Here is a 26,467-nt window from a genome sequence, read left to right on the forward strand (position 1 = left end):
TCAGGCCGGCCGGCGTGAACGCACCAGGCAGCCCTCGATGTGGTCATCGACCAGGCCGATGGCCTGCATCAGCGCGTAGGCCGTGGTCGGGCCGACGAACCTGAACCCGTGCCTCTTCAGCTCCTTGGCCAGCGCCTTGGAGCCGGGCGTCGAAGCGGGCACGTCGGCCATCGTCCTCGGCACGGGCGCGCCGGGGTCGGCGAAGCGCCACACCAGCTCCGACAGCCCCTCGGGGAGGTCGAGCGCGGCCCTGGCGTTGCCGATCGCGGCTTCGATCTTGGCCCGGTTGCGGACGATGCCGGGGTCGCCGAGCAGCCGTTCGACGTCCTGCTCGGTGTACGCGGCGACCTTGACGATCGAGAAGCCGTCGAAGGCGGCGCGGAAGTTCTCCCTCTTGCGCAGGATCGTCAGCCACGACAGGCCCGACTGGAACGACTCCAGCGCCACACGCTCGAAGACCGCGTCGTCACCCTTGACCGGGCGGCCCCACTCCTCGTCGTGATAGGCGAGGTACATCGGGTCCGCCATGCCCGGCCACGTGCACCGGATCGGCTCGGTCACGGTCGTTCGTCCCCCGGCGCGGAGTGCGCGGGCGCCTCCCCGCGCACCTCCCCATCGTCTTTCGCCACCGTCTCCTCGACCGTTCGCTCGGCCGTTTCCTCGACCGGGCCGGTCGCCGGGCCGCCATCCGTGTCGGCCGACGTGTCGGCCGGCTCCGTGGCGGCGCGGTCGGCGGGAGGCTGCTCCGCCTCGCCGTCGCCGGTCGCGCCGTTGGAGGCCTGCTCGACGGCGGCATCGCGCGGAGGGACACGCCACCGCGCGCGCTGCCCCTCCCCGTCGTCGCCCCAGGGCTCCGCGCCGGGCAGCGGGTCGCCCGACTCGGGAAGCTCTCTGTACGCGGCCGGAGCCTGCGGAGCGTGGTCGGTGCGCAGCCCCGAGCCCGGCGCGGCGTGGGTCTCCTGCCGCGCGTGGAGCCGGCTGGCCAGCAGCTCGGAGACGCGCTGCTCCAGCACCGCGATCCGCGAGTCACGGGCACTGATCGCGTTGGCGGCCCTGCGCAGGGTCTCGTCGACGCTCTGCGTGTGGTAGCCGACCAGGTTGACCGGCAAGTGGAGCGCCATGAAGTCGACCGCCGTCAGCTGCCCGGGCTCGGGCAGGTCCAAGGGCGGCACGTCCGGCGGGAACTCGGTCAGCTCACCGCCCCTGCCAAGGGAGACCAAGACCACGCATGCCAGGATGGCGATGGCGGCGATGGCGAGTACGACCAGCACATTGGCATCGTACTCATACGGCGGAGCTCGTTCAGCATCACCGCAAGCAGCGCAATCCGGTCAACCGGTCGCCTCGCCGAGTTCGGCGACGCTGGGCCGTACGGGCTGCGAACGCGCTTCGAGGTGGGCGAACGCCTCCTCCACGGTGGTCGCCCAGGAGATCGCGTCGAAGACGTCGGCCCTGGTGAAGCCCTGGTCGTACATGCCGTCGACGAGGGCCCTCAGCGGTTCGTACAGGCCCCAGGGGTCGAGGATCACCAGGGGACGGTCGTGGATGCCGAGCACCCGCGCGGTCCAGATCTCGAAGAGCTCCTCCAGCGTGCCGATGCCGCCGGGAAGCACGAGGAAGGCGTCGGAACGGGCGTCCATGACGCCTTTGCGCTCGCGCATGTCGTTGGTCACGATCAGTTCGTCGGAGTCTTCGTCGGCCACCTCGATGTCCACCAGGACCTGGGGGATCACGCCGACCGTTCGCCCGCCGGCGGCCCTGGTGGCCGAGGTGACCGCGCCCATGCAGGAGACGGTGGCACCGCCGCTCACCAGCGTGTGGTCACGCTTGGCGAGCTCGGTGCCGACCTGCCGGGCCAGCTCGATGTATTTCTGGTCGATTCGCATGCTGGAGGCGCAGAAGACGCAGATGTTCACGAGGGCCCAGCCTATTGGGGCTCGGCGGGCTGGGCGGCGGCCGCCGCCAGTTCCTCCTGATGCTGCTGCGATCGGGCCCGGTCGGAGTCCACGATGATGCGCACGGCCTCGTCGACGTCGTCGGTGACGGTGATCAGGTCGAGGTCCTGGGGGGCGATCTTGGCGGTGCCGAGCAGGGTGGTCTTGATCCAGTCGACCAGCCCGCCCCAGAACTCGGTGCCCACCAGCACCACGGGGAAGGAGGTGACCTTGCGCGTCTGCACCAGCGTGAGCGCCTCGAACAGCTCGTCAAGGGTGCCGAAGCCGCCGGGCAGGGCGATGAAGCCGCAGGAGTATTTGACGAACATCGTCTTGCGCACGAAGAAGTAGCGGAACTCGATGCCGAGGTCGACGTAGTCGTTCATGCGCTGCTCGAACGGCAGCTCGATGCCGAGCCCGACCGACACCGCTCCGTCGACGTCACGGGCGCCCCGGTTGGCCGCCTCCATGACGCCCGGCCCGCCGCCGGTGATGACGGCGTAGCCCGCCTCGGCCAGTGCCTGGCCGAGCCGGCGGCCCTGCTCGTAGTCGGGGGAATCCTCGCCCGTGCGCGCGGAGCCGAAGACCGTGACCGCCGGGGGCAGCTCGGCGAGCTGGCCGAAGCCCTCCACGAACTCGGCCTGGATGCGCAGCACCCGCCATGGGTCCATGTGCACCCAGTCGGAGGATCCCTGGCGGGCGAGCAGCCGCTGGTCGTGCGTGGAGGTGGGGACCAGGCGGCCACGGACGACGGCCTGCCCGTGACGGCGTTCGCGGCGTGACTTTTCCATGCGGGTCACGCTAGTCGCCTTCGGACGCCGCCGGTTCCACCTTCACCCGGCGGCCCGGACGGCGTCGCGGCGGCGATCCGAGCCACAACTCGGGGCATATCCGCAGTTCAGGGCCATGAAACAGGTTGCTAAAAAATCTTGAAAGAAGCAGGGAACCGAATTTCGACTCCCCCGCGTCTAATTGCCGAGGGTGCTGCTCGGGACTGAAAGTGGTCTTCCCCGCCAAATGGCCGGCGAGGAAGGCCACTTTCATGTGGAGAGCCAGTCGAGCATGGCCCGCTCGCTCTCGACGATCTTCGGCAGCGACACGTACTCCCCCTGCTGGTGCGCCAGGTTCGGATCGCCGGGCCCGTAGTTGACGGCGGGAACCCCCAGCGCGGAGAAGCGGGCGACGTCGGTCCAGCCCAGCTTGGCGCGCGGCGTGCCGCCGACCGCCTCGGTGAAGGCCGCGGCCACCGGATGCGTCAGGCCCGGCCTCGCGGCGGGAGCGGCGTCGACGAAGGCCACCTCGAAGCCGTCGAACACCTCGCGTACGTGCTCCTGGGCCCCTTCGATCGACAGATCGGGCGCGAACCGGTAGTTGACGGTCACCACGCACCGGTCGGGGATGACGTTGCCCGCGACCCCGCCGCGCACGCCGACCGCATTCAGCCCTTCGTGGAACTGCAGACCGTCGACCACCGGCCGCCGGGCCTCGTAGGCGTTGAGCCTGGAGAGCACCGGCTCGATCCCGTGGATGGCGTTGCTCCCCAGCCACGACCTGGCGCTGTGGGCGCGCTTGCCCGTCACGGTGACCTCGGCGCGCAGCGTGCCCTGACAGCCGCCCTCGATCACGCCGTCGGTCGGCTCCATCAGCACTGCGAAGTCGGCCGCCAGCCAGTCGGGGTGGTCTCTGGCGACGCGGTTCAGGCCGTTGCGCTCGGCCTCGACCTCCTCGCAGTCGTAGAAGACGTACGTGATGTCCCTGCCGGACGACGGGACGGCCGCCGCCAGCTTGAGCGCCACCGCCACGCCGGCCTTCATGTCGGAGGTGCCGCAGCCGTACAGGAGGTCTCCCTCCACCCGGCTGGGCAGGTTGGCGGCGATGGGGACGGTGTCGAGGTGCCCGGCGATCAGCACCCGCTCCGGGCGGCCCGCCTCGGTGCGGGCCACGACGGTCTCCCCCGACCGGTCGACCTTGAGATGCGGCAGCGCGGACAGCGCGCGCTGCACCTCGTGGGCCAGCCGCCGCTCGGCGCCACTCACCGACTCGATGTCCACGATCGCCGCGGTGAGGGCGCGTACGTCCTGCGTCAGGTCAAGCATCAGGTGTTCACTCCGTGTTCGCGCAGCACCTCGTCGAGTGCCGCCTTGTCGTGCCGCTGTCCCGGCTGCAGATGGTGGAGCACGAGCACGCAGGGCAGGCCGAACGTGCCGCCGGGGAATTCCTTCTGGCGGGTGCCGCCGACCGCCACGCACCGGGCGGGGATGCGGCCGCGGGCGATCTCCTCGCCCGTCCGCACGTCGAGCACCGGGGTCGAGCCGGACAGGATCGTCCCGGCGCCGACGACCGCGCCCTGCCCGACCCGGGCGCCGTCGACGATCATGGCCCGGTTGCCGATCAGCACGTCGTCCTCGACGACGACCGGGACGGCGCCGGGCGGTTCCAGCACCCCGCCGATCCCCGTCCCTCCGGACAGATGCACATTTCTGCCGATCTGGGCGCAGGACCCGACCGTGGCCCAGGTGCCGACCGTGGTGCCGGCGTCCACGTACGCGCCGATGTCCGTGAACGACGGCATCAGCACCACGCCGGGCGCGAGGTAGGAGCCCCACCGGGCGATCGCCCCCGGCACCACCCGCACTCCGTCGAACGAGCTCTTGAGCGGGTGCCTGTCGTGGTGCTGGAAGTCGCCCACCTGCGAACGCGCCATGCCGAGCACCGTGAAGCTGAGCAGGATCGCCCGTCTGGCCCGCTCGTCCACGACGACGTCGTCGCCGGCCGGGCGGGCGGCCCTCGCCTCGCCCCTGTCGAGCAGGTCGACCGCGCCGACCACCACGTTGCGCGCGTCGACGTCGGCGGGCGACAGCTCCGCCCTGCGCTCCCACAGCTCGTCCACCGCCGGAGACAGCGGTGACGAGGTGCTCACGTGCCTCATGGCCTCGGAGCTTATCCGTCCGGGTAGGTTCTTCAGCGTGCGTGTGCGCTTCTCCCGTGGGGTCATCACCATCGCGATCATCGTGATCGTCCTCGCCGTGGCCATTTCCGTGGGCCTGTACCACCTGCTCAAGCGGACGCCCAAGCTGGCGGAGCGGCATCCGTACTGCGTGGTCAACACGCCCGGCGGCGTGCGCAACCTCGATCCCGAGCAGGCGCAGATCTCGGCGACCATCGCGGCGGTGGCGGCGCGGCGCCGGCTGCCCGAGCGGGCGGTGGTGATCGCGTACGCGACGGCGATCCAGGAGTCGAAGCTCTACAACATCGCCTTCGGCGACCGCGACTCGGTGGGCGTGTTCCAGCAGCGCCCCTCACAGGGCTGGGGCAGGAAGAAACAGCTCATGGACCCCGTCTACGCCACCAACAGGTTCTTCGCCGCCCTGGTCAAGGTGAAGAACTACCGCAAGATCCCGCTGGCGGAGGCGGCGCAGGCCGTGCAGCGCTCGGCGGGCGGCTACGCCTATGCCGCGCACGAGGAGGAAGCGAAGATTCTGGCCGCCGCGTTCACCGGGCGTGTCCCCCAGGCGGTGCACTGCTGGTATCCCGCCACGAAGACGCCCGCGCCCACGTCGCGGACCTCCGCGGCGCGCAAGCAGCTCGCCAGGGCGCTCGGCAGCACAGCGATCACCACCAAGCGGCGCGGCTGGCTGGTGGCCGCGTGGTCGGTGGCCCACGCCGAGAAGTACGGGCTCAACCGCGTCGGCTACAACGGCGCCACCTGGGTCAACGACTATGAGCGCGACGGCTGGCAGACGGGCGGCAAGGCGAGCGCCCGCCGGGTCGACCTGTCGTAGCGCCGGTCAGGTCGCCCTGCGCACGATGGAGATCGAGCCGGGCGGCAGCGGCTGGGCATAGCAGGCCGTCCATGAGCGGCCCTGGATGCGTTCGAAGGAGAGCAGCCGCCCGTCGGAGGCGCGGTAGTCGGCGAAGTCGAGCAGGCCCCTGTCGGGGTTGCCGGTGTCGCCCTCGCTCCTGAACGCGGCCGTGCCCCGCTCGATCGGGAAGAACTCCACACCCTCCATGATCAGCATGCTCTTGGCGGGAACCATGCCCTGGGTGGGCACGTCGGTCCAGAGCAGCACCTCCAGGTGCGGCGGGTCGCCGTCGAGCACCTCCACCGACAGCCACTGCAGGCGCCGCGAGCCGTCGCGCAGGAGATATTCGATCCACTGGGTGCCCTGCCACGAGACGTGCATGGCGCCGAGCACGCGCGCGGGCGAGCCCTGCACGTCGATCCGGTCGCCGACCTGGATCGTGCGAGGGTCGGTGTAGTCGGTGCCGGCATGCCCGGGCGCGATCGCCGGCGCGGCCAGCGGGGTCTCGACGGGAGCGACCTCAGCCGGCGGCGCGGTCGTACGGCCCTTCCTGTCCTGCCGCAGAGTGGCCAGGAAGGCACCCAGCAACAGCAGGATGGTGACGATGCTCAGCCCGAGTACGACCATGGAGGTCATGCTCATCGATCAGCTCGCTCCACTCGCGGTCTGTCTCGGCAAAAGCTCTTATCAATTTATGCGTCAAGCCCGCGCGGCGGGCTATGTCGCGCGATCCTACTGGAGGCGGCGCACGGCCGCACCGATCCGCTCATCCGTGGCCGTGACGGCGACGCGGACGTGCCGTTCACCTGCCGATCCGTAGAACTCACCCGGCGCGACCAAAATGCCGATTTCGGAGAGCTTGGCCACCTGGTCCCGGGCGCTCTGCCCATTCGACGCCCAGAGGTACAAACCGGCCGTCGAGTGGTCGACGCGCCACCCGGCCCGCTCCAGCGCGGGGCGCAGCAGGGCGCGGCGGGCGGAGTAGAGCTCGCGCTGCCGGTCGGCGTGCGCGTCGTCGCTCAGGGCGGCCGTCATCGCCGCCTGGACGGGCGCCGGCATGATCATGCCGGCGTGCTTGCGCGTCTCCAGCAGCCGCTTGACGAGGACGGGATCACCCGTCACGAACCCGGCGCGGTAGCCGGCCAGGTTGGAGCGTTTGGAGAGCGAGTGGACGGCGAGCAGCCCCTCGTGGGAGCCGCCGCAGACGTCGGGGTGCAGGATCGAGACCGGCTCCTCCTCCCAGCCGAGTTCGATGTAGCACTCGTCGGAGGCCACGACCGTGCCGCGCTCGCGCGCCCACGCCACGACCTTGCGCAGGTGCTGGGCGGGCAGCACCCGGCCCGTGGGGTTGCCGGGAGAGTTGACCCACATCAGGTCGACCCGTTCCGGGCCGAGCGCGAGCGTGCCGTCGGCCGCGGTCGCGACCGCCCCGGCCAGCCGGGCGCCCACGTCGTAGGTGGGGTAGGCCAGCTCGGGGAAGACGACCCGCCGGGCCCCTAGATAGGTGGGCAGCCAGGCGACGAACTCCTTGGATCCGATCACCGGAAGCACGTCACGCGGGTCGACGGTGACGCCGTGCCGGCGACGCAGCCACCCGGCCGCGGCCTCGCGCAGCGCTTTGGTGCCGTGGGTGAGGGGATAGCCGGGGCTGTCGGCCGCCCGCGCCAGCGCGTCCTGGACCGCCTGCGGCACGGAGTCGACGGGCGTGCCGACCGACAGGTCGACGATGCCGCCGGGATGTGCGAGCGCGCGCTCTTTGTACGGCTCCAGCTTGTCCCAGGGGAAGTCGGGCAGGTTGTTCACGGTTCTCCAGGGTGTCACGTTGCCGTATCCAGCGCCGGGCATGCCTCACGGACGGGGTGCACCCGACCCGGATGCCCCCGCTCGCTTCGTGCCTGGACCGTCAGTGACCCTCTGCCTGCGGCGGCAGGGCGGCCACCACCGGGTGGTCCTTCTCGATCTTTCCGACCTTCGAGGCGCCACCGGGCGAGCCGAGGTCCTCGAAGAAGTCCACGTTCGCCTTGTAGTAGTCCTTCCACTGCTCGGGAAGGTCGTCCTCATAGAAAATGGCCTCGACGGGGCATACAGGCTCGCACGCGCCGCAGTCCACGCACTCGTCGGGGTGGATGTAAAGCATGCGCTCGCCCTCGTAGATGCAATCAACGGGGCATTCCTCGATGCACGCCTTGTCCAGGACGTCCACGCAAGGCTGCGCGATGACGTAGGTCACCTCGAGCTCCTTCTCTCCGCACCATGGCATGACTCTGACCGCGGTTTGCTACGCCCTAGTATTGCCGTGCTTGCCGACTGGCCGAAACGGAGGGTGGCAAACTCGTGGCCGCACGGCTCGTCATCGCGATCACAAGTCAGGACATCGGCGCACGGATCACCACCCGCAGGCGCGTCCCAGAAGGCTTCCGCGACGCGGTGGGCATCCTCGTGTCGTGGGAGTCCGGGATGCTGACCGTCCGCAAGAAGGACGGCACGCTGGTGGAGATTCCCGAGGAGACGCTGGTAGCCGCCAAGGTCGTTCCGGCCGCGCCTCCTCGACCTGGACGGATGTAGCGGTAAGTATTCGTTGTGTGACTGTACGTACCTGCGCCGCCGCAGCAGCCATCCTCGCCAGCGCCGGATGCGGCGCGTCGTCCACCGAGACCGCCACCACCGAGGCCAAGAATTTGCCGCCGCTCAACGCCCAGGCCGCCTCCATGAAAGCCGGCTTCGGCACCATGGAGCGGCTCGTCGAGGCCGCGACGCGCGAGGGTGAGCTCAACGTGATCGCCCTGCCCCGCGACTGGGTCAACTTCGGTGAGATCATCGACACCTTCGCCGACAAGTACGACATCAAGGTCAACGAACTCGAACCCAACGCCGGCAGCAAGCGTCAGCTCGACGCCGCCGCGCAGCTCAAACCCGACGTGTTCGACCTGACGATGGACGTCGCCGTCTCCGGCGCGGGGCGCTTCGCCCCGTACAAGGTGCAGGGGTGGCAGGACCTGCCCGACCAGGTCAAGGACCCCGCGGGCGGCTGGTACGCCGCCTACGGCGGCTACATGTCCATCGGGTACGACCCGCGCGCCGTCAAGCCGCCCGCATCCTTCGCCGACCTGCTGAAGCCCGGCTACCGGGTCGCGCTCGACGGCGACCCGCTGCGCTCGGCGTCGGCGTTCGACGGCGTGATGGCCGCCTCCATGCGGGCCGGCGTGCCGCAGCCCGCGCAGGGGGTCTCGCTGTTCGCCAAGCTCAAGCAGGCGGGCAGGCTCACGGAACCGTCCAAGGCCAACACGATCGTCGCCTGGGACCACCTCAACGCGGCCCGCAGCGCGCACCAGCCCGACGCGTGGAAGGTGACGATCCCTCGCGACGCCGCGCTCGGCGGCTACCACGTACAGGCGATCAACAAGGCGGCGCCGCACCCGGCCGCCGCGAGGCTCTGGCAGGAGTTCCTGTTCTCCGACGAGGGCCAGAACCTGCTCATGAAGGGGTTCGCCCGGCCCGCGCGCACCGAGGCGATGCGCATGAAGGGCACCCTCGACGCCGAGCAGGCCGCGAAATTGCCCAAGGCGCCAGGCCCTCCGGTCATCCTGACGATTCCGCAGGCAGACGCCGCGAAGGCGTACCTCAAGCGGCAATGGGCGAAGAGCATGGGATGAGTCCGATGTGACTTGATATGTCGTAGGGACGTTCAGGCTCTAAAGTGAACGGACAGCACGGCCACGGGGGCCCGTTGTCTGATCGAATGTGAGCTGATCGTCTTGCGATACGACACGCCGAGTTTGGAGCGGTGGAACAGTCGCGCCTACGACAGCAGCTTCGGCTACGTCTCGACCCAGGGCGCGCCACTGGTCGACCTGCTCGACCCGCGACCCGGCGAGCGGGTGCTCGACCTCGGGTGCGGCACCGGAGTGCTCACCGCCCAGATCGCCTTCCGAGGTGCCGACGTGCTCGGCATCGACGGCTCGGCCAAGATGATCGAGAAGGCGCTGGCTCAGTATCCGGGCATCAACTTCATCGTCGGCGACGGGCACGACTTCACCGTCGTCGAACCGTACGACGCGGTCTTCTCGAACGCGGCGCTGCACTGGATGAGCCGCGACCCGGGCACCGTCATCGCGAACGTCCGCGAGGCGCTCACGCCCGGCGGGCGTTTCGTCGCGGAGATGGGCGGCGCGGGCAACTGCGCCGAGCTGACCGCCGCGATGCTGACCGCCTGGCGCGAGTACGGCCTGCGCGAACCCGACCTGCCGTGGTACTTTCCCACGCCTGCCGAGTACGCCCGGCGGCTCGAACAGGAGGGTTTCGTCGTCAGGTTGCTCGAATACTTCGATCGGCCGACACCCCTCGACGAGTGCCCGGGCGGAGCCGCCGACTGGGTGAGCACGTTCGCCGCCTCGGTGCTCAAGGGGCTCCCGCCGGACATCGTGGGGCCCCTGCTGCGGCGTGTCAACGAACTGGCCGCGCCCGCGCTGCGCAGGGAGAGTGGCTGGATGGCCGACTACGTGCGCCTGCGCTTTGCCGCTGTTCGGCGCTGATGCGTAGTGCATGATGCGTAGGGCTGTTTTGCCGGACTATGGTCTGTTCCGTGGGCGGCGAGACTATGGCTGCACCGCTGCGGCGGCGTGAGGGGCTGGTGAACGGAACGGGATGAATTTCTGCCTGAGCGACCTCGTACCACCGTTGAGGTGGAGCGACGCGTCGACGATCACGCTACTCACCGGGCAACCGGACCTGCCGGACGCGTGGTGGCGCACCCTGCCCATGCCCCGCGTGCTCGCGGCCATCGGCCCGGAGTCGCTGGGCGAGCTGCTGACGGAGATCGCCCTGGAGCACTGGCCGGCGGCGGCGGTGGGCGACGTCCTGCCGGCGCTGCACGTCCTCGATCCCGACGAGGCCGACGAGCCCGCCGTCGTCATCGCGCTCGACCGGGCCGGCTCGTGGGCGGGGCTGCTGGCGCTGACCAGCCGGGAGCTGGTCGACCAGCCCTTCATCCAGGCGCGTCCGGTGCTGAACACGCTGTTCTCGGCCCCGCTGGTACGCCTCGCGCGCTCGCGCCAGGACCACCCGGCTTCCGCGCCGGCATCGGAGGCGGCGTCGGCCGCTGAGGCCGCGGCCACGGTCGGTCCGGTCCTGGCCTCCGCCCCGGCCGTCCCCGAGACGGCGCACGGGTCGGAGCCGGTCACCGCCGACCCGCCGCCCGCCCCGCCGGCCGAGGAGCACCCCGCCGAGGCCGAGCAGCCGGACGCGCAGCACTCCGTCACGGGCGGGCAGCCCGGGGCGCAGCAGCAGGCCGTTGAGGAGGGCGAGCGTCGCGGGTCGGCCGCTGAGCAGGCGATGCCTCACGCGCCCGGGGAACGTGCCGCAGACGCGGTGGCGCAGTTCGCCGCCGAAGCGAGTGAAGCCGCGCATGTCGGCGATCGTGGGGCCGCCGGGAGCGAGGTCGCCGCCGGGCCCGAGCCCCCGGCCGCCGACGCCCGGCCTGACGCTGAGGCAGTGAGTGCCGAGCAGGTCTCGGGACCCGGCGCTGAGGCCGTCAACCCGGAACCGGCCCCGCAACCCGCTGAGGCCGTCAACCCGGAACCGGCCCCGCAACCCGCTGAGGCCGTCAACCCGGAACCGGCCCCGCAACCCGCTGGGGCCATCAGCGCGGAACCGGCCGCCCAGCCCGCTGAGGCCCTCAACCCCGAGCCGGCCCAGCAGCCCGCTGAGGCCGTCAGCCCGGAGCCGGTCGCGGAACCGGCGGCTGAGCCCGTCGCCGTGCACGGTATGGGTGAGGGCGCGGAGCAGCAGGTCGAGCCCCGGCCCGAGAGCCCCCTGTTCGAGCAGCCCGAGCAACCACAGTTCGAGCAGGCACAACCCGAGCAGGTCCAGGGTGAGCAGGCTGGGCAGGCATGGCAGCCGTTCGCCGCACGAGCGGAGGGCGCGCCCGATGTTCTCGCGCCGGGTCAGGACGTGCTGGAGGCCTCCGCCGAGCCTGCGGCCGGACCGGAACCCGAGCCCCGGGCCGACGCGGTGCCGGAGCCCGAACCTCAGCCTCAGGCAGCGCCCGAGCTCGAACCTCAGGCCCACGCAGCGCCCCAACCCGAGCCCCAGGCCCAGGCAGCGCCCGAACCCGAGCCTCAGGCCCACGCAGCGCCCGAACCCGCACCCGAGGCCCATGCGGTGGCGGAGGCCGGGGTTCCGGGGAGCGGGGCGGCGGTTGGCGGGCATGGGCCGGCCTTGCCGGAGCTCATCGAGGCCGCGTTCGCCGGGCTGGACGACAAGAGCTGGGCGGTCGCGCAGAACCGCATCTTCACCGACGAGCCGTCGGCGGTGGACCAGCTGGCCAAGCTCTTCGCCGTTCCCCCGGCGGAGATCGACGCGACCGAGGACGAGCTGCGTGCCCGTCTCGGCCAGTGGCTGGCCAGCGACGAGGCGGCGCCGTACCGGGCCCATCTGGACGACCTGGTGCGTACGCTGGGCCCGGCCGCTCCCAAGGAGCAGCTCATCGGCGCGGCCGACTGGCACCAGGTGGAGATCCGCGCGCTCGAGGTGCCCGCCTGGCAGTTCGTCCTGGCGACCCTGGCACCCCAGCCCCAGCCCCAGCCCGTGCAGGCGCAGGCCCAGCCGTCGCAGCCGTCGCAGCCGTCGCAGTCGGCGTTCGGCCCGGTCGAGGGGGCGTCCTCTACGACGGGCCCTCCCGCGGGTCCGCCGCAGTTCCAGGCGTTCGCGCCGGTCCCGTCCGCGGGCGAGTCGAACGGCGATGGCGCGGTCGACGAGTCCGGCCAGCCGTACGAACCGTTGAAGGACGTCTCCCAGACCCGGCGCTGCTTCAGGCAGCCGGACGGGCGCTGGTGGCTGCGCATCGACGTGACGGCCGAGCAGCTCGCGGGCGGCGAGTGCACGCTGCCGACGGGGTTCGCGTCGTACCTGAACCTGTCGCCGGGCGAGAGCAGGACGGTCAGGAGCGCCGCGGGCGAGCTGACGATGACCTGGCACGGCAGGCCGGTGCTCGAGTCGATCGAGCGTCTCCTGGTCGACGTGGGGGCGCGCGAGGGCGGCCATCTGTTCCTGACGTTGTCGGACGAGGGCGTGCTCAGGGCCAGGCACCTGCCGGTCGCCGCCCAGGGCGCGGAGAAGATCACGAAGGCGCTGCGCCTGGTCGGGTACACCGCCCCTGGAGGCACCAGGGACCAGGCGGCCAGGGTGATCGCCACCAGGATCGGGATGACGGGCCCGGTCAGCCTGCCCGACCTGCTCGCCAGGCTCCGCGAGCGCGGGGACCGCGACCTGCTCGCCCTGCTGGACTGAGCCGGTGCCGCGGCTCGCGATCGGCCCTGAGTTTCCCAGGGAGCTCAGCGCACTGGCCCCGCCGGTGCGCAGGGATGCCGTGGTCGCGCTGCGCCGGTTCCTGCTCAACGTGGCCGGCGCTCCGCATCCGCAGCGGGTGCGGGGCGCCAGGGACGCGAAGGTCGCGACGCTGCGCCTTGCCGAGGGGCATCGCGGGGTGGTGGTGCGGCAGCGGGACGTGTACTGGCTGCGTACGGTGCTGCCCGACCCGGAGGCCTGGTCGTACGCGCAGCGTCACAGGTTCGGCGTCAACCCGGTGCTCGGCGTGATCGAGGAGTGGGACGCCGAGGCGCTCGAACGGGTCGAGCCCGCGTTACGCCGGTCCGTACGGTCCTCGCCCGGGCTGTTCGCCCCCATCTGCGACGGCGACCTGCTCGCGCTGGGTCTGGACGTGCACGCGCTGCCGCTGTTCAGGCTGGTCTCGACCGAGGCGGACGTGGCGGCGCTGGAGCCTCTGCTGCCGCCGACCCAGCACGCCCCGCTCGCGGTGCTCGCCCGCGGCGGCACGCTGGCGCAGGCGTGGCGGGAGCTGGACGTCTGGCGCGCGTGGAGCGAGGACCAGGGCCCGGTCGACCCCGACGATCTGCACGCGGCGCTGCTGCGCAGCCCGGACCGGGCGGTGTTCGTGGCCGACAAGGTGGAGCTCGACCGGGTGTTGCGGGCGCCTGACTGGTGCACGTTCCTGCATCCGCCGCAGCACCGGCTGGCCAGGGCGGCGCGCTACGACCAGCCGGTGCTGGTGGTGGGCGGAGCGGGCACGGGCAAGACCGTCGTCGCCCTGCACAGGGCGGCTCATCTGGCCGCGCACGGAGCGGGACCGGTGCTGCTCGTGACGTTTTCCCAGGGGCTTGCGGAGGAACTGTCTGCGAAACTCGACCTTCTGATCGATGATGAGGTGGTGCGCAAGCGGGTCGAGGTGGACAACGCCGATCGGCTGGCCATGCGGATCGTGACCGATGCGGAGGGCCGGCGACCGGCGCTGGTGGGGCAGGGGGCGCGGTCGCTGGCCGAACTGACCGACGAGGCGCTCAGGTTGTTGTCCCGCGCGACGGGCGACCTGCTCGACGACGTCGATCCCGGGAGCAAGCCGTACCGTCACATCGTGGTGGACGAGGCGCAGGACGTCAGCCCGGCGCAGTGGCGGCTGCTGCGGGCGGCGGCGCCGCACGCGCGCGACGACCTGTTCGTGGTCGGCGACCCCCACCAGCAGGTCACGGACACGCGGGTGGCGCTGGGCGCGGTCGGCATCGCGGCCGTCCAGCACACGCTCAAGCTCTCCTACCGGCTGCCGCAGGAGCTGCTGTCGTTCGTGGTCAGGTTGCGCGGCGGCGGTCTCGCGACCGGGCTGGTCAAGGGCGCCACCGACATGTACGGCCTGCGCGCGACGCGCAACGGCGCCCGTCCGGTGGTCAGGGCGTACGCGACGCGGGAGGCGGAGCTGGAAGGGCTGCGGACCGTGGTCGAGTCGTGGCTGTCGGACGGCGTGCCCGCGGCCGAGATCGGGGTCGGCGCCCGCGACGCCCGGCATGTCCGGGCGGCCCGGCGGGCGTTGTCGGGCCTGGACGTGCGCGCGTCGGCCTTCCCGCACATGAAGGGGCTCGAGTTCGAGCGGGTGGCGCTCATCGGCGTGGCGGAGGGTGTGGTGCCCGAGCCGCCGCCGGAGGAACCACACGCCAGGGCTCGTGCGCTGCAGCGTGAACGGAGCATACTGTTCGTCGCCTGCACCCGTGCCCGATCGATGCTCTATATCTCCCATTCCGGACGAGGGAGCCCCTTTTTGTCCCTCTGATCACATAGTCTGAACTGCGGATATAACGTCCCATTGCCGGTTGGACCTCAATGAACCTCAGCCTGAGCGACCTCGCGCCACCACTGCGCTGGACCTCCCCTGGTCAGATCGCGCCGATCGTGGAGGAGCCACAGCTGCCCGAGGCCTGGTGGCAGGCGATCCCTCTCGACCGTGCCTGCGCCATCGCCGGCACGCCGACCGTGGCGGGCCACCTGGCCGGTCTCGCCATGGCCTGCTGGGGTCATCTGATGCTCGGCGACATCCTTCCGCTGCTACGGTTCTCCGACCCCGCCGAGGCGGAGCGCACGCCGGAGACGCTCGGCAGGGACGTCGTGCAGAAGTTGTTCACCGGCGTGTTCGAGCGGCTGCTCGAGCCGCTTCCCGAGGCCGTGCCGGCGCCGTCCAGGACGGACAAGCCGCTGCCCGAGCTCATCGACGACCTGTTCGGGTCGCTGGACGACCGGCAGCGAGCCATCGCCCGCGACCGCCTCTACGCCACGCAACGGGCCACGCTCGACGAGCTGGCGCAGCGCTTCTCGGTGACGCGGGAGCGGATCAGGCAGATCGAGCGCGACCTGCGCGAGCACGTGGAGGCCTGGCTCGGCAAGCCGGAGGCCGCCGCGCTGGCCGCGCACGTGTCGTGGCTGCGCGGCCGGCTGGGCTCGGCCGTGCCCGCCGACGACCTGCAGGCCGCGGTCCCGTGGCACGCCGCGGAGCTGCGCAGCCTGGGCATCCCGGCGTGGCGGTTCGTACGCACGCTCCTCACCGGCTACGAGCAGTCCGACGGCTGGCTCGTGGCGGGCGGGGCCGACGACCTGAGGGAGAAGACCCGCCAGCTGTTCGCCGACGGGCCGCACCCGCTCGCCGAGGCCGTCACCATGGTCGCCCAGCTCGGCGTGCGGGAGGACGTCGCCGAACGGTGGATCCTCGGCGTGCCGCAGCTGCGGGTGCTGGGCACGCACGTGGTGCCGTGGCCGCGCAGCATCAACGAGAAGGCCGAGGCGGTGCTGGCGGTGGCCGGCACGCCGCTGTCGCCCGAGGACATCCAGGAGCGCATCGGCGAGGACTACAGCCTGGTCGGCATCCGCAACCAGCTCACCGCCGACGACCGGTTCCGCCGGGTTGACCGCAACAAGTACGGCCTGACCCGCTGGGGCGGCGACGAATACCTGGGGATCAGGGAGATGATCGCCAGGGAGATCGAGCGGGCCGGCGGCGAGGCGTCGGTGAGCACGATCGTGACGAACCTGACCTCCCGCTACGACGTGAGCGAGAGCTCGGTGCGGGCCTACTCCGGCGGGCCGGGGTTCGAGCGCACGCAGCGGGGGTGGATCCGGGTGGCGGGCACCTCGCCGAGCGGGGAGGTGGAGCCGTACCAGCCGCGCAAGGGCGTGTCGGAGACGCGGCGCAGCTTCCGCTCGCGCGACGGGCGCTGGTGGCACCGGGTGGACATCAACGCCGAGCACCTGCGCGGCTCGGGATCGCCGCTGCCGACCGGGTTCGCGGCCTATCTGGGGATGGCGCCCGGCGGGTCGCTGACCGCCTCCACGCCGACCGGTGACGTGGTGATCAGCTGGCACAACCAGCCCACCATGGGGTCGATCCGCAACGTGCTGGCCGACTTCAAGGCGAGCGAGGGCGACCACGTGTTCCTGACCGTCTCGGACGGCGGCGAACTGCTGACGCGGCACATGCCGGCCGCTCCGCCCGGGATGGCGCCGCTCAACCGGGCCCTCTACCTCATCGGGATCACCGCGCCGGTGAACTCGGAGATCGAGGGATTGCGGCTGATCGGGGCCAGGATCGGGGCGTCCGACCTCGCCACGCGCGACGAGATCCTGGACCGGCTGCGCGAGCGCGGCGACCGGGACATCCTCGGTTTCCTGGGCGGATGACGCTCGGGCTAAGCTCGGGAGATGTTGCGGATCTACGACACGCGCACCCGGCAGGTCGAGGACCTCGACGCCGGGCGGGCGGTGCGGATGTACACGTGCGGGCCGACGGTCTACCGTCACGCGCACGTGGGCAACCTGCGCACCTACCTGATGTCCGACCTGATCAGACGGGTTCTGGAACTGCGTCGGGTGCGCGTGCTGGTCTGCCGCAACGTCACCGACGTCGGTCATCTCGCCGACGACGCGGACGAGGGCGAGGACAAGGTCCTCGCGCGGGCGCGGGCCGAGGGCCGTTCCGCGGGCGAGCTGGCCCGCTTCTACGAGGACGCCTTCAATCGTGACGCCGGCGCGCTCGGCCTGCGGCCTCCCGAGCACACGCCGCGCGCGAGCGAGCACATCGACCTGATGATCGAGCTGATCGCCAAGCTGATCGAGAAGGGGCACGCGTACGCGGTGCCGGACGGGTCGGTCTTCTTCGACGTACGAACATTTCCTACGTACGGTGAAATTTCAGGAAACCGGCTGGACGCGCTCAAGCCCGCCCACCGCATCGACGCCGTCGACCCCCACAAACGTTTCCACGCCGACTGGGCCCTGTGGAAGCCCGCCATGGGCGAGCTGAGCCGGCACTCCCCCTGGGGGCGCGGTTTCCCCGGCTGGCACGTGGAGTGCTCGGCCATGTCGCTGCGCTATCTCGGGTCGCGCTTCGAGATCCACACGGGTGGAATCGACCTGCGGTTCCCGCACCACGAGGACGAGCGGGCGCAGTCCGACGCGGCCGCCGGGCACGAGGTCGTACACCACTGGGTGCACGGTGAGCACCTGCTGTTCGACGGGCGCAAGATGGCCAAGTCCACCGGCAACGTGGTGCTGCTCTCCGACGTGGTCGACACCGGTCTCGACCCCCTCGCCCTGCGGCTGGCCTTCATGGAGCACCGCTACCGCCAGCAGGTCAACCTGACCTGGGAGACGTTGCGGGCCGCCGACCGCACGCTGCGCAGGTGGCGTTCGCGGGTGGCCGAGTGGTCGGAGTCGGTCAGTGCGCCCATGCCCCTCGATCACGTGGCGCGGGTCGAGGCGGCGATCGAGGACGACCTCGACACGCCGGCCGCACTGCGCCTCCTGCGGGAGCTGGAGCGCGACGAGTCGGTGGCGCCGGGAGCGAAGCTGGAGGCGTTCCTGCACCTGGACCAGGTGCTGGCGCTGGACCTGCCGACCGAGATCGGCAAGACGCGGGTGCTGCCGCCCGGGGCCGGGGAATTGCTGGAGGCACGCGCCCGTGCCCGCGAGGCGAAGGACTGGGAGGCCTCCGACCGGCTCAGGGACGAACTCGCCGAGATGGGGGTCCGCGTGGCCGACACCCCGGAGGGCCAGACCTGGGCCTGATCCCCTCCGCGCGCCCCGTTGCGACGTTCCAAGGAGTGATCTTGGGCTGTCAGACTTGATGCCAGTTTCGGCATGATGGAGGTAGTCGGTGAGGCCCTATGCGTGGATGCCGTGGCCTGTGCGGTGGTTCGCTCGGGTGTTGACCGTTCTGCTCGCGCTGGCGCTGGTGCTGGCCGGGGTGATCATCATCACCGTGCGGACGTCGTTCCCTCAGGTGGACGGCGCGCTGAGGTTGCCCGGTTTATCCGCAAGTGTAGAGATTTATCGCGATAAGTTAGGGATTCCCCACATCTACGCTGACACTGCCGCGGACCTGTTCATGGCCCAGGGCTTCGTGCACGCCCAGGACCGGTTTTTCGAGATGGACTTCCGGCGCCACATGACCGCCGGGCGCCTGTCGGAGCTCTTCGGCGCCGCCACGCTCAAGACGGACAAGGCGCTCAGGACCATGGGCTGGCGCAGGGTCGCAGAACAGGAGCTCGCCGGGCTGGCCAAGGACACACGCGACAACCTCGACGCGTACGCCAAGGGTGTCAACACCTGGCTCGCCGCCAACCCCAACGCCTCCGACCGCAGCCTCGAATACTCCGTGCTGAAGCTCCAGAACGGTTCGTACCAGCCGGAGAAGTGGACCGCGGCCGACTCCGTCGCCTGGCTCAAGGCGATGGCGTGGGACCTGCGCTCCAACGTGGAGAGCGAGATCGACCGCGCGCTCGCGCTCACCAAGCTGCCCAGGGAACGGGTCGACCAGCTCTTTCCCGGCTACCCGTACGACCGCCACTCCCCGATCGTCACGCAGGGCGCCCTCGCCCAGGGACGGTTCGACCAGGAGGCGGAGCCGCGGCGGCGGGCCGGCCGGCTGCTCACCCAGGCGGCCGCGGCCCTCGACGCCGTGCCCAGCACGATGAGCACCGAGGACCGCGAGGGCGTCGGGTCGAACTCGTGGGTGGTCTCCGGCACGAACACGACCGGCGGCAAGCCGCTGCTGGCCAACGACCCGCACCTGGCCCCGCAGATGCCGTCGGTCTGGTATCAGGCGGGGCTGCACTGCAAGAAGCTCTCGGCGCAGTGCCCGTACGACGTGACGGGGTTCACCTTCTCCGGCGTGCCCGGCGTGATCATCGGACACACGGACAAGATCTCGTGGGGCTTCACCAACCTCGGGCCCGACGTGGCCGACCTCTTCCTGGAGCAGGTGGAGGGCGACACGTACCTCTACCGGGGAGAGCGGCTGAAGCTGGAGACGAGGAAGGAACAGATCAAGGTGGCCGGCGGCGACCCGGTCACGATCACGGTCAGGAGCACGCGGCACGGGCCGCTGATCAACGAGGTCATCGAGACCGCCAGGCCCAGCGGCGAGGCCAACGCGGTGGCCCTGCAGTGGACGGCGCTGACGCCGGGGCGCACGGCCGACGCCGTTTTCGAGCTCAACAGGGCGAGCGACTGGGAGCAGTTCAAGGCGGCGGCGGCCCTGTTCGAGGTTCCCGCCCAGAACCTGATTTATGCCGATACGTCAGGCAAGATCGGCTACCAGGCGCCCGGACGCATCCCCGTACGCGAGAACGGCGACGGCACCTGGCCGGTGCCCGGATGGACGGGTGAGTACGACTGGAAGCCGGAGCCGATCCCGTTCGACCGCCTGCCGTCCGTGGAGGACCCGGCCGACGGGTTCATCGTCACCGCCAACAACGCCGTCATCGACCCCGCACGCTACCGCCCCCTGCTCACCAAGGACTGGGCGTACGGCTACCGCTCCCAGCGCATCCGCGACCTCATCGAGGAGGCGCTCGCGAAGGGCCCGATCGACGCGGCGGCCATGGCGCGCATCCAGCAGGACACCTACAACGGCTTCGCCGAGACGCTCATCCCGGCGCTGATGCGGGTGGATCTGGCCGGGCCCAGCGGCCAGGCCAGGCAACTGCTGAAGACGTGGGACAGGCGGGAGGACCTCGACTCCGCGGCGGCCGCGTACTTCAACGCCGTGTGGCGTCAGGTGCTCGTGCTGACCTTCAACGACGACCTGCCCGAGCAGGCCAGGCCGGCCGGCGGCGACCGCTGGTACGAGGTCGTCAGGCGGCTGCTCGCCACCCCCGACGACCCCTTCTGGGACGACGTCACCACCAGGAACCGCAAGGAGACCCGCGACGACATCCTGCGCCAGGCGATGGCCTCGGCGCACCAGGAACTGGCCGACCGCCTCGGTGACGACGTCACGGCGTGGCGCTGGGGCGACCTGCACCGGCTGGACCTGGTGCACGACTCGCTCGGGACCTCGGGCATCGCGCCGGTGGAGGCGCTGTTCAACCGCGGGCCGCTGCCGGTGCCCGGCGGCAAGGACGCGGTGAACGCCACGGGGTGGAACGTGCAGCGAGGGTACGAGGTCACCGCCGTACCGTCGATGCGCATGGTCGTCGACCTGTCCGACCTGGACAAGTCGCGCTGGATCAACCTGACGGGCGCCTCGGGGCACGCCTTCCACGACAACTACGCGGACCAGGCGGAGGCGTGGGCGCGTGGGGAGCTGATGCCGATGCTCTCCACGCCGGAGGCGGTCAAGAAGGCGGCCGTGCACACGCTCCGGCTCAACCCTTGAGGCGTACGCTTCGTACATGTGAAGTCACTTGACGCAGCGAACGTTGACAACCTCTGTCAACCACCGCTTCCGCGCTTTCTCCACCGGAGGGGAGCGCGCGGATAACCGCCGTCCTCCAGCCCGGCGAAGCGCTCGAAAACGTTGTACGAAGCGCGGTCCCCGCAGACGATCGCGGAGAAGAGCACGGCGAGCAGATAGAGCGGCAGCATGGGCAGCCCCGCGCACCACGCCCACTGCGTGGCATGCCGGTCCTCGTGCATGACGAGCCGGTGGTGCAGCGAGTCCCTGCTGGTCAGGACCACATTGCCGATGGTGAACGCGCTCGCGGCGGGGAAGCGGTGGCGGTAGCCGAAGGCGAGGATGAGGCCGTTGGGGCCGGGTTGCCTGGTGGCGCCGCCGAGAACGCTGACGAGCAGGCCGAGTGGTGTGGCGAGATTCAGGCAGTTCGCCACACACCGGAACCGGAAGCGCTTGTCCATGCGTCTCAGTCTTGACCGATCTTGACAAGTCGGAATAATGGCCAGGGTCCTGAAATCTCCCACAAGAGCAGGATTATGAAACTCTCCATCCTGGGCGCGCTGCTCGGCACCGTCGCACTGGCAGGAGCCGGCGGAGCCGCGATCTCCCAGACGTCAGCGACCGAACCCCTATCCACTGGCAGCCCACTAGGCGCGAGGGTCGCGTTAACCGACGGCCCGAGCGAGACTCCAGTCCCTTCGGAAAGTCCCACGACCGGGGAGTACACCGCCAAGACCAAGGTGGTCAAGAAGAGAGGCGTCTCCTATCTGGACGTCTCCATCACCCATGAAGGGCCCGCACTCTTCACCGTCAAGCAGCGGGTGTGCAGACGGGGGTCGTGCAGGACCACGACCGCGGACGTCCCGGTCGTCGACGGCGCGGCCGAGGCCACGAAGAAGCTCGGACGGGGCACGTACAAGAAGCGTGGCAAGCCTCGGGTCGAGGTCACGCCCATCCCCTTGCCGACCGTGACGGAACGGATCACGGTGACCGTCACCGAGCCAGGCCCGACGGTCACGGTCACCTGCCGGCCGGCTGACCCGCCGACGGAGACGCCGCCGCCGACCGACGTACCGACGGACACGCCGCCACCCACCGACGCACCGACGGACACACCTCCGCCGACCGACGCACCGACGGACACACCTCCGCCGGACGAGACCGCTCCCCCGCCGCCTCCCACGGAAACCGCCACCGAGACCGCCACCGAGACTCCCACTGAGACGCCTTCCGAGGAGCCCACGGACGGCCCGACGGAGACGGTGACCCCGACGGACACGGCGGCGCCGACGGACACGGCGGCGCCGACCGCGCCGCCGACGGACACCGCGCCGCCGACGGACGGTGTGCCGCCTTCGGCGGGCCCCACGGAGGAGATCCCCACCTGCCCACCGGCCTCGCTGCCGCCGACCGACGTACCGCCCACCGAGGCACCGACGGACACGCCGCCGCCCACGGACGCACCCACGCAGACGCCTCCGACGGACACCGGCGCCCCCACGGACACGGGCGCGCCACCGCCGCCTTCGGAGAGTGTTCCCGCCCAGTGACGCGGGATCCGACCCAGTGATCGGGCCAGGCCGCGTGCCTGGCCCGACTCATGCGCCGCGCTCACGGCACGTCAGAGGCTCCGGTAACGGCCCTCGTGGTAGAGCAGCGGCGCCTCATCCCAGGGCGTGCTCAGCGCCTCCACCCCGCCCACCACGATCGAGTGGTCGCCGGCGTCGTGCACCGCCGTGGTGACGCACTCCACGGTCGCGATAGCCCCGTCGAACAACGCCACCCCCGTCCCGCCCCGGTGGTGCGGCCACCGGGCGAGCTGCCCGTTCAGCGGCCGCCCGCGGTGGGCGAAGAAGCGCGAGGCGTCCTCCATCGAGGCGGGTAACACCGACACCCCCCACACCCCGGTCTCCAGCACCGCGTCATGGAACCGGGCCACCTTCTCGGCGCAGAAGAGCACGAGCAGCGGGTCGAGGGAGACGGAGGTGAAGGAGTTGATGGTCATCGCGTGATCGACGCCGTCGCGGTGGGTCGTGACGATCGCGACTCCGGTGGCGAAGCGGCCGACGACCTTGCGATGGGTTGCGGGGTCCACGTGCCGCTCGATGAAATGCACGAAAGATACTTTATGCCGCTACATAGGATTATTCGGAGAATACCCCCGCAGCAACCACGAACCCCCTGACGAGGGCGACAGCAGGTAGGCCGCCACGAGGGCCAGCAGGCCACCGTACAGATAGATGTAGCCCGGAGCGCCCCGCGCGATCACCAGGTCGCCCGCGCCCAGCTCCAGCGTGAACGGCATCGTCACCAGCAGCCAGCCGGCCGCCGTCGCCACCGCCCCGAGCCTCGCGCGCATCAGCCGGCCCGCCCCCAGGCTCACCCCGAGCAACGCCAGCACCCAGACCAGCGCCGCCATCGGCACCCCGTCCACCTGCCACGACGGGTGGGTGAAGCCGCCTACGACCGCCATCACGACCCCGAGCACGAACAGCATGCCGTACGCCGCCCCGCCCAGCGCCGACTCGGCCTGGCTGCGATGTTCCATAGCGACTGAGATTAGTGGATGCCGGCGAAGAGATCGTTCTCGCGGTTGTGGGGCTCGCCGAGCCCTCCGGCCTCCACGGGCGGCCCCGGCACCGGCAGGCCCGGCGACCCGATCGCCAGGGTGTAGTGCTCGACCCCCGCGATCTCCTGGCCGATGTTGTTGGACAGCGCGAACCACGGCTCCGACACGGTGATCTGCGTGGCATGGGCCCGCATGGCCTCGAACTTGTTGCCGATCCAGGGACGCGCGTCGATCTCGGTGGTGACGTCCTGGTCCGGGCAGCCGAAGGCCATGTCCTCGACGTCCTCAACGAGGAAACCGACCCCGGCCTCGCGCAGCGCCTCCGAGCTGCGGCGCAGCACGGACCTGGCGACGGCGGTGTGGTAGAACTTCGCGATCCGCCACGGCTCGCCCGTGCCGAAGCCGGGGTCCGCGGCCAGTTCGAACGCCCTGCGCGCGACGCGGTGCGCCTGGATGTGGTCGGGGTGGCCGTAGAAGCCGTTCTCGTCGTACGTCACCAGCACCTGGGGGTTCACCTCGCGGATGACCTTGACCAGCTCGCCCGCCGCCTCGTCGAGGTCCGCCTGCCAGAACGCCTTCGGATGGTCGTTGGAGGCCACGCCCATCATGCCCGAGTCGCGCCAGCGCCCCGGCTCGCCGAGGAAACGGTGGTCCTCGACGCCCAGCGCCTTGCACGCCGCGTCGAGCTCGCCGATCCGGTACGGCCCCAGCGCGTCGTCCCTGTCGGCCGCCAGATGGGCGAGGTCACCAGGGATGATCTCGCCCTCCTCGCCGAGCGTGCAGGTCACCAGCGTGACGTGGGCCCCCTCGGCGACGTATTTCGCCATGGTCGCCCCGGTGCCGATCGACTCGTCGTCCGGATGGGCGTGCACGAGCAGGAGCCGTCGATCCGTCATAGCCCTGAGCGTAACAATGGTGCGTCCCTGGCAGGATTGGCCCCATGAGTGAGAGCTTCCCGCGACTGTCGGCCAGGACCCGCCGGTTCACCCTCGGAGTGCCCAGAGGCTTCAGGATCTCCCCTGACGGCGGCCGGGTGGTCTTCCTGCGCACGAAGTCCGGCGACGACCCGGTGACCTGCCTGTGGGAGCTCGACACCGAGACCCACGTCGAACGCCTGATCGTCGATCCGCGCACGCTTCACGCCGACGAGGAGGACCTGCCGCCCGAGGAGCGGGCCAGACGCGAGCGCAGCAGGGAGTCGGCGGGCGGCGTGGTCTCCTACGCCACCGACGCCGGGGTGACCCGGGCCTGCTTCGCCCTGTCCGGCGGGCTCTACGTGGTGGACCTGGCCGGCGGCCAGGCGCACCGGCTCGACACGCCCGGCGCGGTCATCGACCCCCGGCTCTCCCCCGACGGACGGCACGTCGCCTACGTCACCGGCGGTGCCCTGCGCGTCCAGGACGTGCTCTCCGGCGCCGACCGCGCGCTCGCCACGCCGGAGTCGGGGACGGTGACGTACGCGCTGGCCGAGTTCATCGCCGCCGAGGAGATGGACAGGATGCGCGGCTACTGGTGGGCGCCGTCGAGCGACGCGCTGCTGGTCGAGCGGGCCGACGAGGCGCCGGTCAACGTCTGGCACATCGCCGATCCGGCCAACCCCGACCGTCCGGCCACGGTCCAGCGCTACCCGGCGGCCGGCACGGCCAACGCCGTCACCGAGCTGTTCGTGCTGGGGCTCGACGGGTCGCGCGTCGCGGTTCCGTACACCGAGGAATACCTCACCACCGCCGCCTGGGACTCCCACGCGCTGTCGATCGTGACGATGACCCGCGACCAGAAGACGATGCGGCTGTTCACCGTCGACCCGGCGACCGGCGCCAGCACGCTGGTGCGCGAGGACACGGATCCCGCCTGGGTCGACATCGTGACGGGTGTGCCCGCGCACCTCGACGACGGGTCGCTGGTCTGGGTGGCCTCCGCCGACGGCGGGCACCGGCTCTACATCGACGACCACCCGGTCACCCCGCCGACGTTGCAGGTGCGGGCCGTGCTCGACGTCGACCACGACAGCGTGCTGTTCAGCGCGAGCGGCGACCCGACCGAAATCCAGCTGTGGACGTGGGACGGCCACTCACTGCTGCCCGTCTCGACCCGTTCCGGGGTGTTCTCGGGGCGCATGTCGGGCGGGGTGGGCGTACTGACCGAGCAGAGCCTCGACGCCGAAGGCGTCTCGACCACGGTGGTGAAGCGCGACGGCACGGCGGTGCCCATCCCGTCGTACGCCGAGCGTCCCGGCCTCGACATGCGGGTCTCGCTCGGCCGTTCCGGCCGCCGCGACCTGGCCACCGCCGTGGTGCTGCCGTCGTGGCACGAGCAGGGCTCCCGCCGGCTTCCGGTCCTGATGAACCCGTACGGCGGCCCGCACGCCCAGCGGGTGCTCAACCAGCGCGGCATCTTCCTCGAGAGCCAGTGGTTCGCCGAGCAGGGGTTCGCGGTGGTCGTGGCCGACGGGCGCGGCACCCCCGGCCGCGGCACGGCCTTCGAGCGGGCCGTGCTCAACGACCTGGCGACCCCGGCGCTGGAGGACCAGGTCGACGCCCTGCAAGGGGTGGCCGAGCAGTACCCCGACGACCTCGACCTGACAAAGGTCGCCATCCGCGGCTGGTCGTTCGGCGGCTACCTGGCCGCGCTCGCGGTGCTGCGCCGCCCCGACGTGTTCCACGCGGCGGTCGCGGGGGCGCCGGTGACCGACTGGCGGCTGTACGACACGTGCTACACCGAGCGCTACCTGGGCCACCCCGACCAGCAGCCCGAGGTGTACGAGAAGTCCTCGTTGTTCGCGGACGCGGGCAAGCTGGAACGCCCGCTGCTGCTGGTCCACGGCCTGGCCGACGACAACGTCGTGGCCGCGCACACCCTCCGCCTGTCCTCGGCACTCCTCGCGGCGGGTCGCCGGCACAGCGTGCTGCCGCTGTCCGGCGTGACCCACATGACGCCCCAGGAGGTGGTGGCGGAGAACCTGCTGCTGCTGCAGCTGGACTTCCTCAAGCAGGCGCTGGGCTGACCCCCGCCGCCTGGGGCGGCCACCGTACCGGCCAGGGGTGTTCCCGGCGGCGGGCCGAACCCACCACGGACGGCTACCCCGAGACCACCACGCACGAAAACCGGAAGCCGCCGACCACCCACCCCAGACCGAACGGCGAAACCACCACCC

At 71.0% G+C, this 26,467-nt stretch carries 24 protein-coding genes; 11 read left to right on the forward strand and 13 right to left on the reverse strand.

Translation table 11 applies throughout. From position 1 onward, the window contains the following. The 6 genes from E1295_RS25345 to E1295_RS25370 all read right to left on the reverse strand — a co-directional run bounded on the left by E1295_RS25345 (position 1) and on the right by E1295_RS25370 (position 4,863). Positions 1-561 carry a DNA-3-methyladenine glycosylase I gene (locus tag E1295_RS25345; protein WP_132633341.1) on the reverse strand — a complete coding sequence of 187 codons (561 nt, stop codon included), beginning with the start codon at positions 559-561 and terminating at the stop codon, positions 1-3. Next, positions 558-1,271, reverse strand: coding sequence for a hypothetical protein (locus E1295_RS25350; RefSeq protein ID WP_132633343.1), 714 nt, complete (start codon positions 1,269-1,271; stop codon positions 558-560). The genes E1295_RS25345 and E1295_RS25350 overlap by 4 nt, the downstream gene beginning before the upstream one ends. 60 nt (positions 1,272-1,331) lie before the next feature. After that, positions 1,332-1,916, reverse strand: coding sequence for an LOG family protein (locus tag E1295_RS25355; RefSeq protein ID WP_132633345.1), 585 nt, complete (start codon positions 1,914-1,916; stop codon positions 1,332-1,334). 11 nt (positions 1,917-1,927) lie between these two features. Then, complete coding sequence (locus tag E1295_RS25360) at positions 1,928-2,725, reverse strand: LOG family protein (protein WP_132633347.1); 798 nt, start codon at positions 2,723-2,725, stop codon at positions 1,928-1,930. 249 nt (positions 2,726-2,974) lie between these two features. Next, entirely contained in the window at positions 2,975-4,030 is a 1,056-nt protein-coding gene (gene dapE / locus E1295_RS25365; RefSeq protein ID WP_132633349.1) for a succinyl-diaminopimelate desuccinylase, read from the reverse strand. After that, on the reverse strand, positions 4,030-4,863 hold the full coding sequence (locus E1295_RS25370; RefSeq protein WP_132633351.1) for a 2,3,4,5-tetrahydropyridine-2,6-dicarboxylate N-succinyltransferase: 834 nt from the start codon (positions 4,861-4,863) through the stop codon (positions 4,030-4,032). Before E1295_RS25370 ends, dapE begins: the two co-directional genes overlap by 1 nt. A gap of 37 nt (positions 4,864-4,900) precedes the next feature. Between E1295_RS25370 and E1295_RS25375 the strand changes: the two genes are divergently transcribed. Next, positions 4,901-5,716 carry a hypothetical protein gene (locus E1295_RS25375; protein WP_342775906.1) on the forward strand — a complete coding sequence of 272 codons (816 nt, stop codon included), beginning with the start codon at positions 4,901-4,903 and terminating at the stop codon, positions 5,714-5,716. Between the two features lie 6 nt (positions 5,717-5,722). Here E1295_RS25375 and E1295_RS25380 read toward each other — a convergent pair whose 3' ends face one another. The 3 genes from E1295_RS25380 to fdxA form a co-directional block, all read right to left on the reverse strand. Continuing rightward, complete coding sequence (locus E1295_RS25380) at positions 5,723-6,379, reverse strand: DUF4178 domain-containing protein (RefSeq protein ID WP_246080337.1); 657 nt, start codon at positions 6,377-6,379, stop codon at positions 5,723-5,725. 90 nt (positions 6,380-6,469) lie between these two features. Next, positions 6,470-7,582, reverse strand: a complete 1,113-nt coding sequence (dapC, locus tag E1295_RS25385; RefSeq protein ID WP_132633353.1) for a succinyldiaminopimelate transaminase — start codon at positions 7,580-7,582, stop codon at positions 6,470-6,472. 58 nt (positions 7,583-7,640) lie between these two features. After that, positions 7,641-7,967 carry a ferredoxin gene (fdxA, locus tag E1295_RS25390; protein WP_132335925.1) on the reverse strand — a complete coding sequence of 109 codons (327 nt, stop codon included), beginning with the start codon at positions 7,965-7,967 and terminating at the stop codon, positions 7,641-7,643. A 104-nt stretch (positions 7,968-8,071) separates the two neighbouring features. Between fdxA and E1295_RS25395 the strand changes: the two genes are divergently transcribed. The 8 genes from E1295_RS25395 to E1295_RS25430 all read left to right on the forward strand — a co-directional run bounded on the left by E1295_RS25395 (position 8,072) and on the right by E1295_RS25430 (position 20,726). After that, on the forward strand, positions 8,072-8,302 hold the full coding sequence (locus E1295_RS25395) for a putative acetyltransferase (RefSeq protein ID WP_132633355.1): 231 nt from the start codon (positions 8,072-8,074) through the stop codon (positions 8,300-8,302). Positions 8,303-8,319: 17 nt separating this feature from the next. Then, a complete protein-coding gene (locus E1295_RS25400; RefSeq protein ID WP_246080339.1) occupies positions 8,320-9,390 on the forward strand; it encodes an ABC transporter substrate-binding protein in 1,071 nt (356 codons plus the stop codon). 102 nt (positions 9,391-9,492) lie between these two features. Continuing rightward, positions 9,493-10,269: a class I SAM-dependent methyltransferase gene (locus E1295_RS25405; protein ID WP_132633357.1), complete on the forward strand. Its 777-nt coding sequence runs from the start codon at positions 9,493-9,495 to the stop codon at positions 10,267-10,269. A 112-nt stretch (positions 10,270-10,381) separates the two neighbouring features. Then, positions 10,382-13,024: a hypothetical protein gene (locus E1295_RS25410; RefSeq protein WP_132633359.1), complete on the forward strand. Its 2,643-nt coding sequence runs from the start codon at positions 10,382-10,384 to the stop codon at positions 13,022-13,024. Between the two features lie 4 nt (positions 13,025-13,028). Next, a complete protein-coding gene (locus E1295_RS25415) occupies positions 13,029-14,852 on the forward strand; it encodes a UvrD-helicase domain-containing protein (protein ID WP_132633361.1) in 1,824 nt (607 codons plus the stop codon). 50 nt (positions 14,853-14,902) lie between these two features. After that, positions 14,903-16,747, forward strand: a complete 1,845-nt coding sequence (locus E1295_RS25420; protein ID WP_132633363.1) for a sigma factor-like helix-turn-helix DNA-binding protein — start codon at positions 14,903-14,905, stop codon at positions 16,745-16,747. 21 nt (positions 16,748-16,768) lie between these two features. Continuing rightward, positions 16,769-18,133, forward strand: a complete 1,365-nt coding sequence (gene cysS, locus E1295_RS25425; protein WP_132633365.1) for a cysteine--tRNA ligase — start codon at positions 16,769-16,771, stop codon at positions 18,131-18,133. A gap of 106 nt (positions 18,134-18,239) precedes the next feature. Continuing rightward, the gene (locus tag E1295_RS25430; protein ID WP_132633387.1) at positions 18,240-20,726 is read left to right on the forward strand and encodes a penicillin acylase family protein; all 2,487 of its coding nucleotides are present in this window, start codon (positions 18,240-18,242) and stop codon (positions 20,724-20,726) included. 56 nt (positions 20,727-20,782) lie between these two features. On the opposite strand, the gene E1295_RS25435 is transcribed toward E1295_RS25430, so the two are convergent. Beyond that, positions 20,783-21,205, reverse strand: coding sequence for a hypothetical protein (locus E1295_RS25435; protein WP_132633367.1), 423 nt, complete (start codon positions 21,203-21,205; stop codon positions 20,783-20,785). Positions 21,206-21,280: 75 nt separating this feature from the next. Here E1295_RS25435 and E1295_RS48950 point away from each other — a divergent pair, with 75 nt between their 5' ends. After that, positions 21,281-22,294 carry a hypothetical protein gene (locus E1295_RS48950; RefSeq protein ID WP_166427405.1) on the forward strand — a complete coding sequence of 338 codons (1,014 nt, stop codon included), beginning with the start codon at positions 21,281-21,283 and terminating at the stop codon, positions 22,292-22,294. A gap of 71 nt (positions 22,295-22,365) precedes the next feature. Here the strand turns inward: E1295_RS48950 and E1295_RS25445 are convergent, their stop codons facing one another. The 3 genes from E1295_RS25445 to mshB are packed head-to-tail and all read right to left on the reverse strand — an operon-like array spanning position 22,366 to position 24,209. Continuing rightward, positions 22,366-22,860 (reverse strand): flavin reductase family protein, encoded by a 495-nt coding sequence (locus E1295_RS25445; RefSeq protein WP_246080341.1) that lies wholly within the window; start codon positions 22,858-22,860, stop codon positions 22,366-22,368. Positions 22,861-22,878: 18 nt separating this feature from the next. After that, a complete protein-coding gene (locus tag E1295_RS25450; protein WP_132633371.1) occupies positions 22,879-23,292 on the reverse strand; it encodes a DUF6113 family protein in 414 nt (137 codons plus the stop codon). Positions 23,293-23,303: 11 nt separating this feature from the next. Next, positions 23,304-24,209, reverse strand: a complete 906-nt coding sequence (gene mshB / locus E1295_RS25455) for an N-acetyl-1-D-myo-inositol-2-amino-2-deoxy-alpha-D-glucopyranoside deacetylase (protein WP_132633373.1) — start codon at positions 24,207-24,209, stop codon at positions 23,304-23,306. 44 nt (positions 24,210-24,253) lie between these two features. Here mshB and E1295_RS25460 point away from each other — a divergent pair, with 44 nt between their 5' ends. After that, entirely contained in the window at positions 24,254-26,317 is a 2,064-nt protein-coding gene (locus tag E1295_RS25460) for a S9 family peptidase (protein ID WP_132633375.1), read from the forward strand. Positions 26,318-26,467: the final 150 nt, after the last annotated feature.

It is taken from the genome of Nonomuraea mesophila (genome assembly GCF_004352805.1).
Lineage (GTDB): Bacteria > Actinomycetota > Actinomycetes > Streptosporangiales > Streptosporangiaceae > Nonomuraea > Nonomuraea longispora.

Excerpts from the sequence above, each read along its gene's own strand:
- dapC (WP_132633353.1), bottom strand. The coding sequence starts at position 7,582 with ATGCCCGGCGCTGGATACGGCAACGTGACACCCTGGAGAACCGTGAAC.
- E1295_RS25410 (WP_132633359.1), top strand. The coding sequence starts at position 10,382 with ATGAATTTCTGCCTGAGCGACCTCGTACCACCGTTGAGGTGGAGCGAC.
- E1295_RS48950 (WP_166427405.1), top strand. The coding sequence starts at position 21,281 with ATGAAACTCTCCATCCTGGGCGCGCTGCTCGGCACCGTCGCACTGGCA.
- E1295_RS25450 (WP_132633371.1), bottom strand. The coding sequence starts at position 23,292 with ATGGAACATCGCAGCCAGGCCGAGTCGGCGCTGGGCGGGGCGGCGTAC.
- dapE (WP_132633349.1), bottom strand. The coding sequence starts at position 4,030 with ATGCTTGACCTGACGCAGGACGTACGCGCCCTCACCGCGGCGATCGTG.
- E1295_RS25420 (WP_132633363.1), top strand. The coding sequence starts at position 14,903 with ATGAACCTCAGCCTGAGCGACCTCGCGCCACCACTGCGCTGGACCTCC.
- E1295_RS25360 (WP_132633347.1), bottom strand. The coding sequence starts at position 2,725 with ATGGAAAAGTCACGCCGCGAACGCCGTCACGGGCAGGCCGTCGTCCGT.
- E1295_RS25460 (WP_132633375.1), top strand. The coding sequence starts at position 24,254 with ATGAGTGAGAGCTTCCCGCGACTGTCGGCCAGGACCCGCCGGTTCACC.
- E1295_RS25435 (WP_132633367.1), bottom strand. The coding sequence starts at position 21,205 with ATGGACAAGCGCTTCCGGTTCCGGTGTGTGGCGAACTGCCTGAATCTC.
- E1295_RS25430 (WP_132633387.1), top strand. The coding sequence starts at position 18,240 with ATGCCGTGGCCTGTGCGGTGGTTCGCTCGGGTGTTGACCGTTCTGCTC.
- mshB (WP_132633373.1), bottom strand. The coding sequence starts at position 24,209 with ATGACGGATCGACGGCTCCTGCTCGTGCACGCCCATCCGGACGACGAG.
- E1295_RS25370 (WP_132633351.1), bottom strand. The coding sequence starts at position 4,863 with ATGAGGCACGTGAGCACCTCGTCACCGCTGTCTCCGGCGGTGGACGAG.
- cysS (WP_132633365.1), top strand. The coding sequence starts at position 16,769 with ATGTTGCGGATCTACGACACGCGCACCCGGCAGGTCGAGGACCTCGAC.
- E1295_RS25380 (WP_246080337.1), bottom strand. The coding sequence starts at position 6,379 with ATGAGCATGACCTCCATGGTCGTACTCGGGCTGAGCATCGTCACCATC.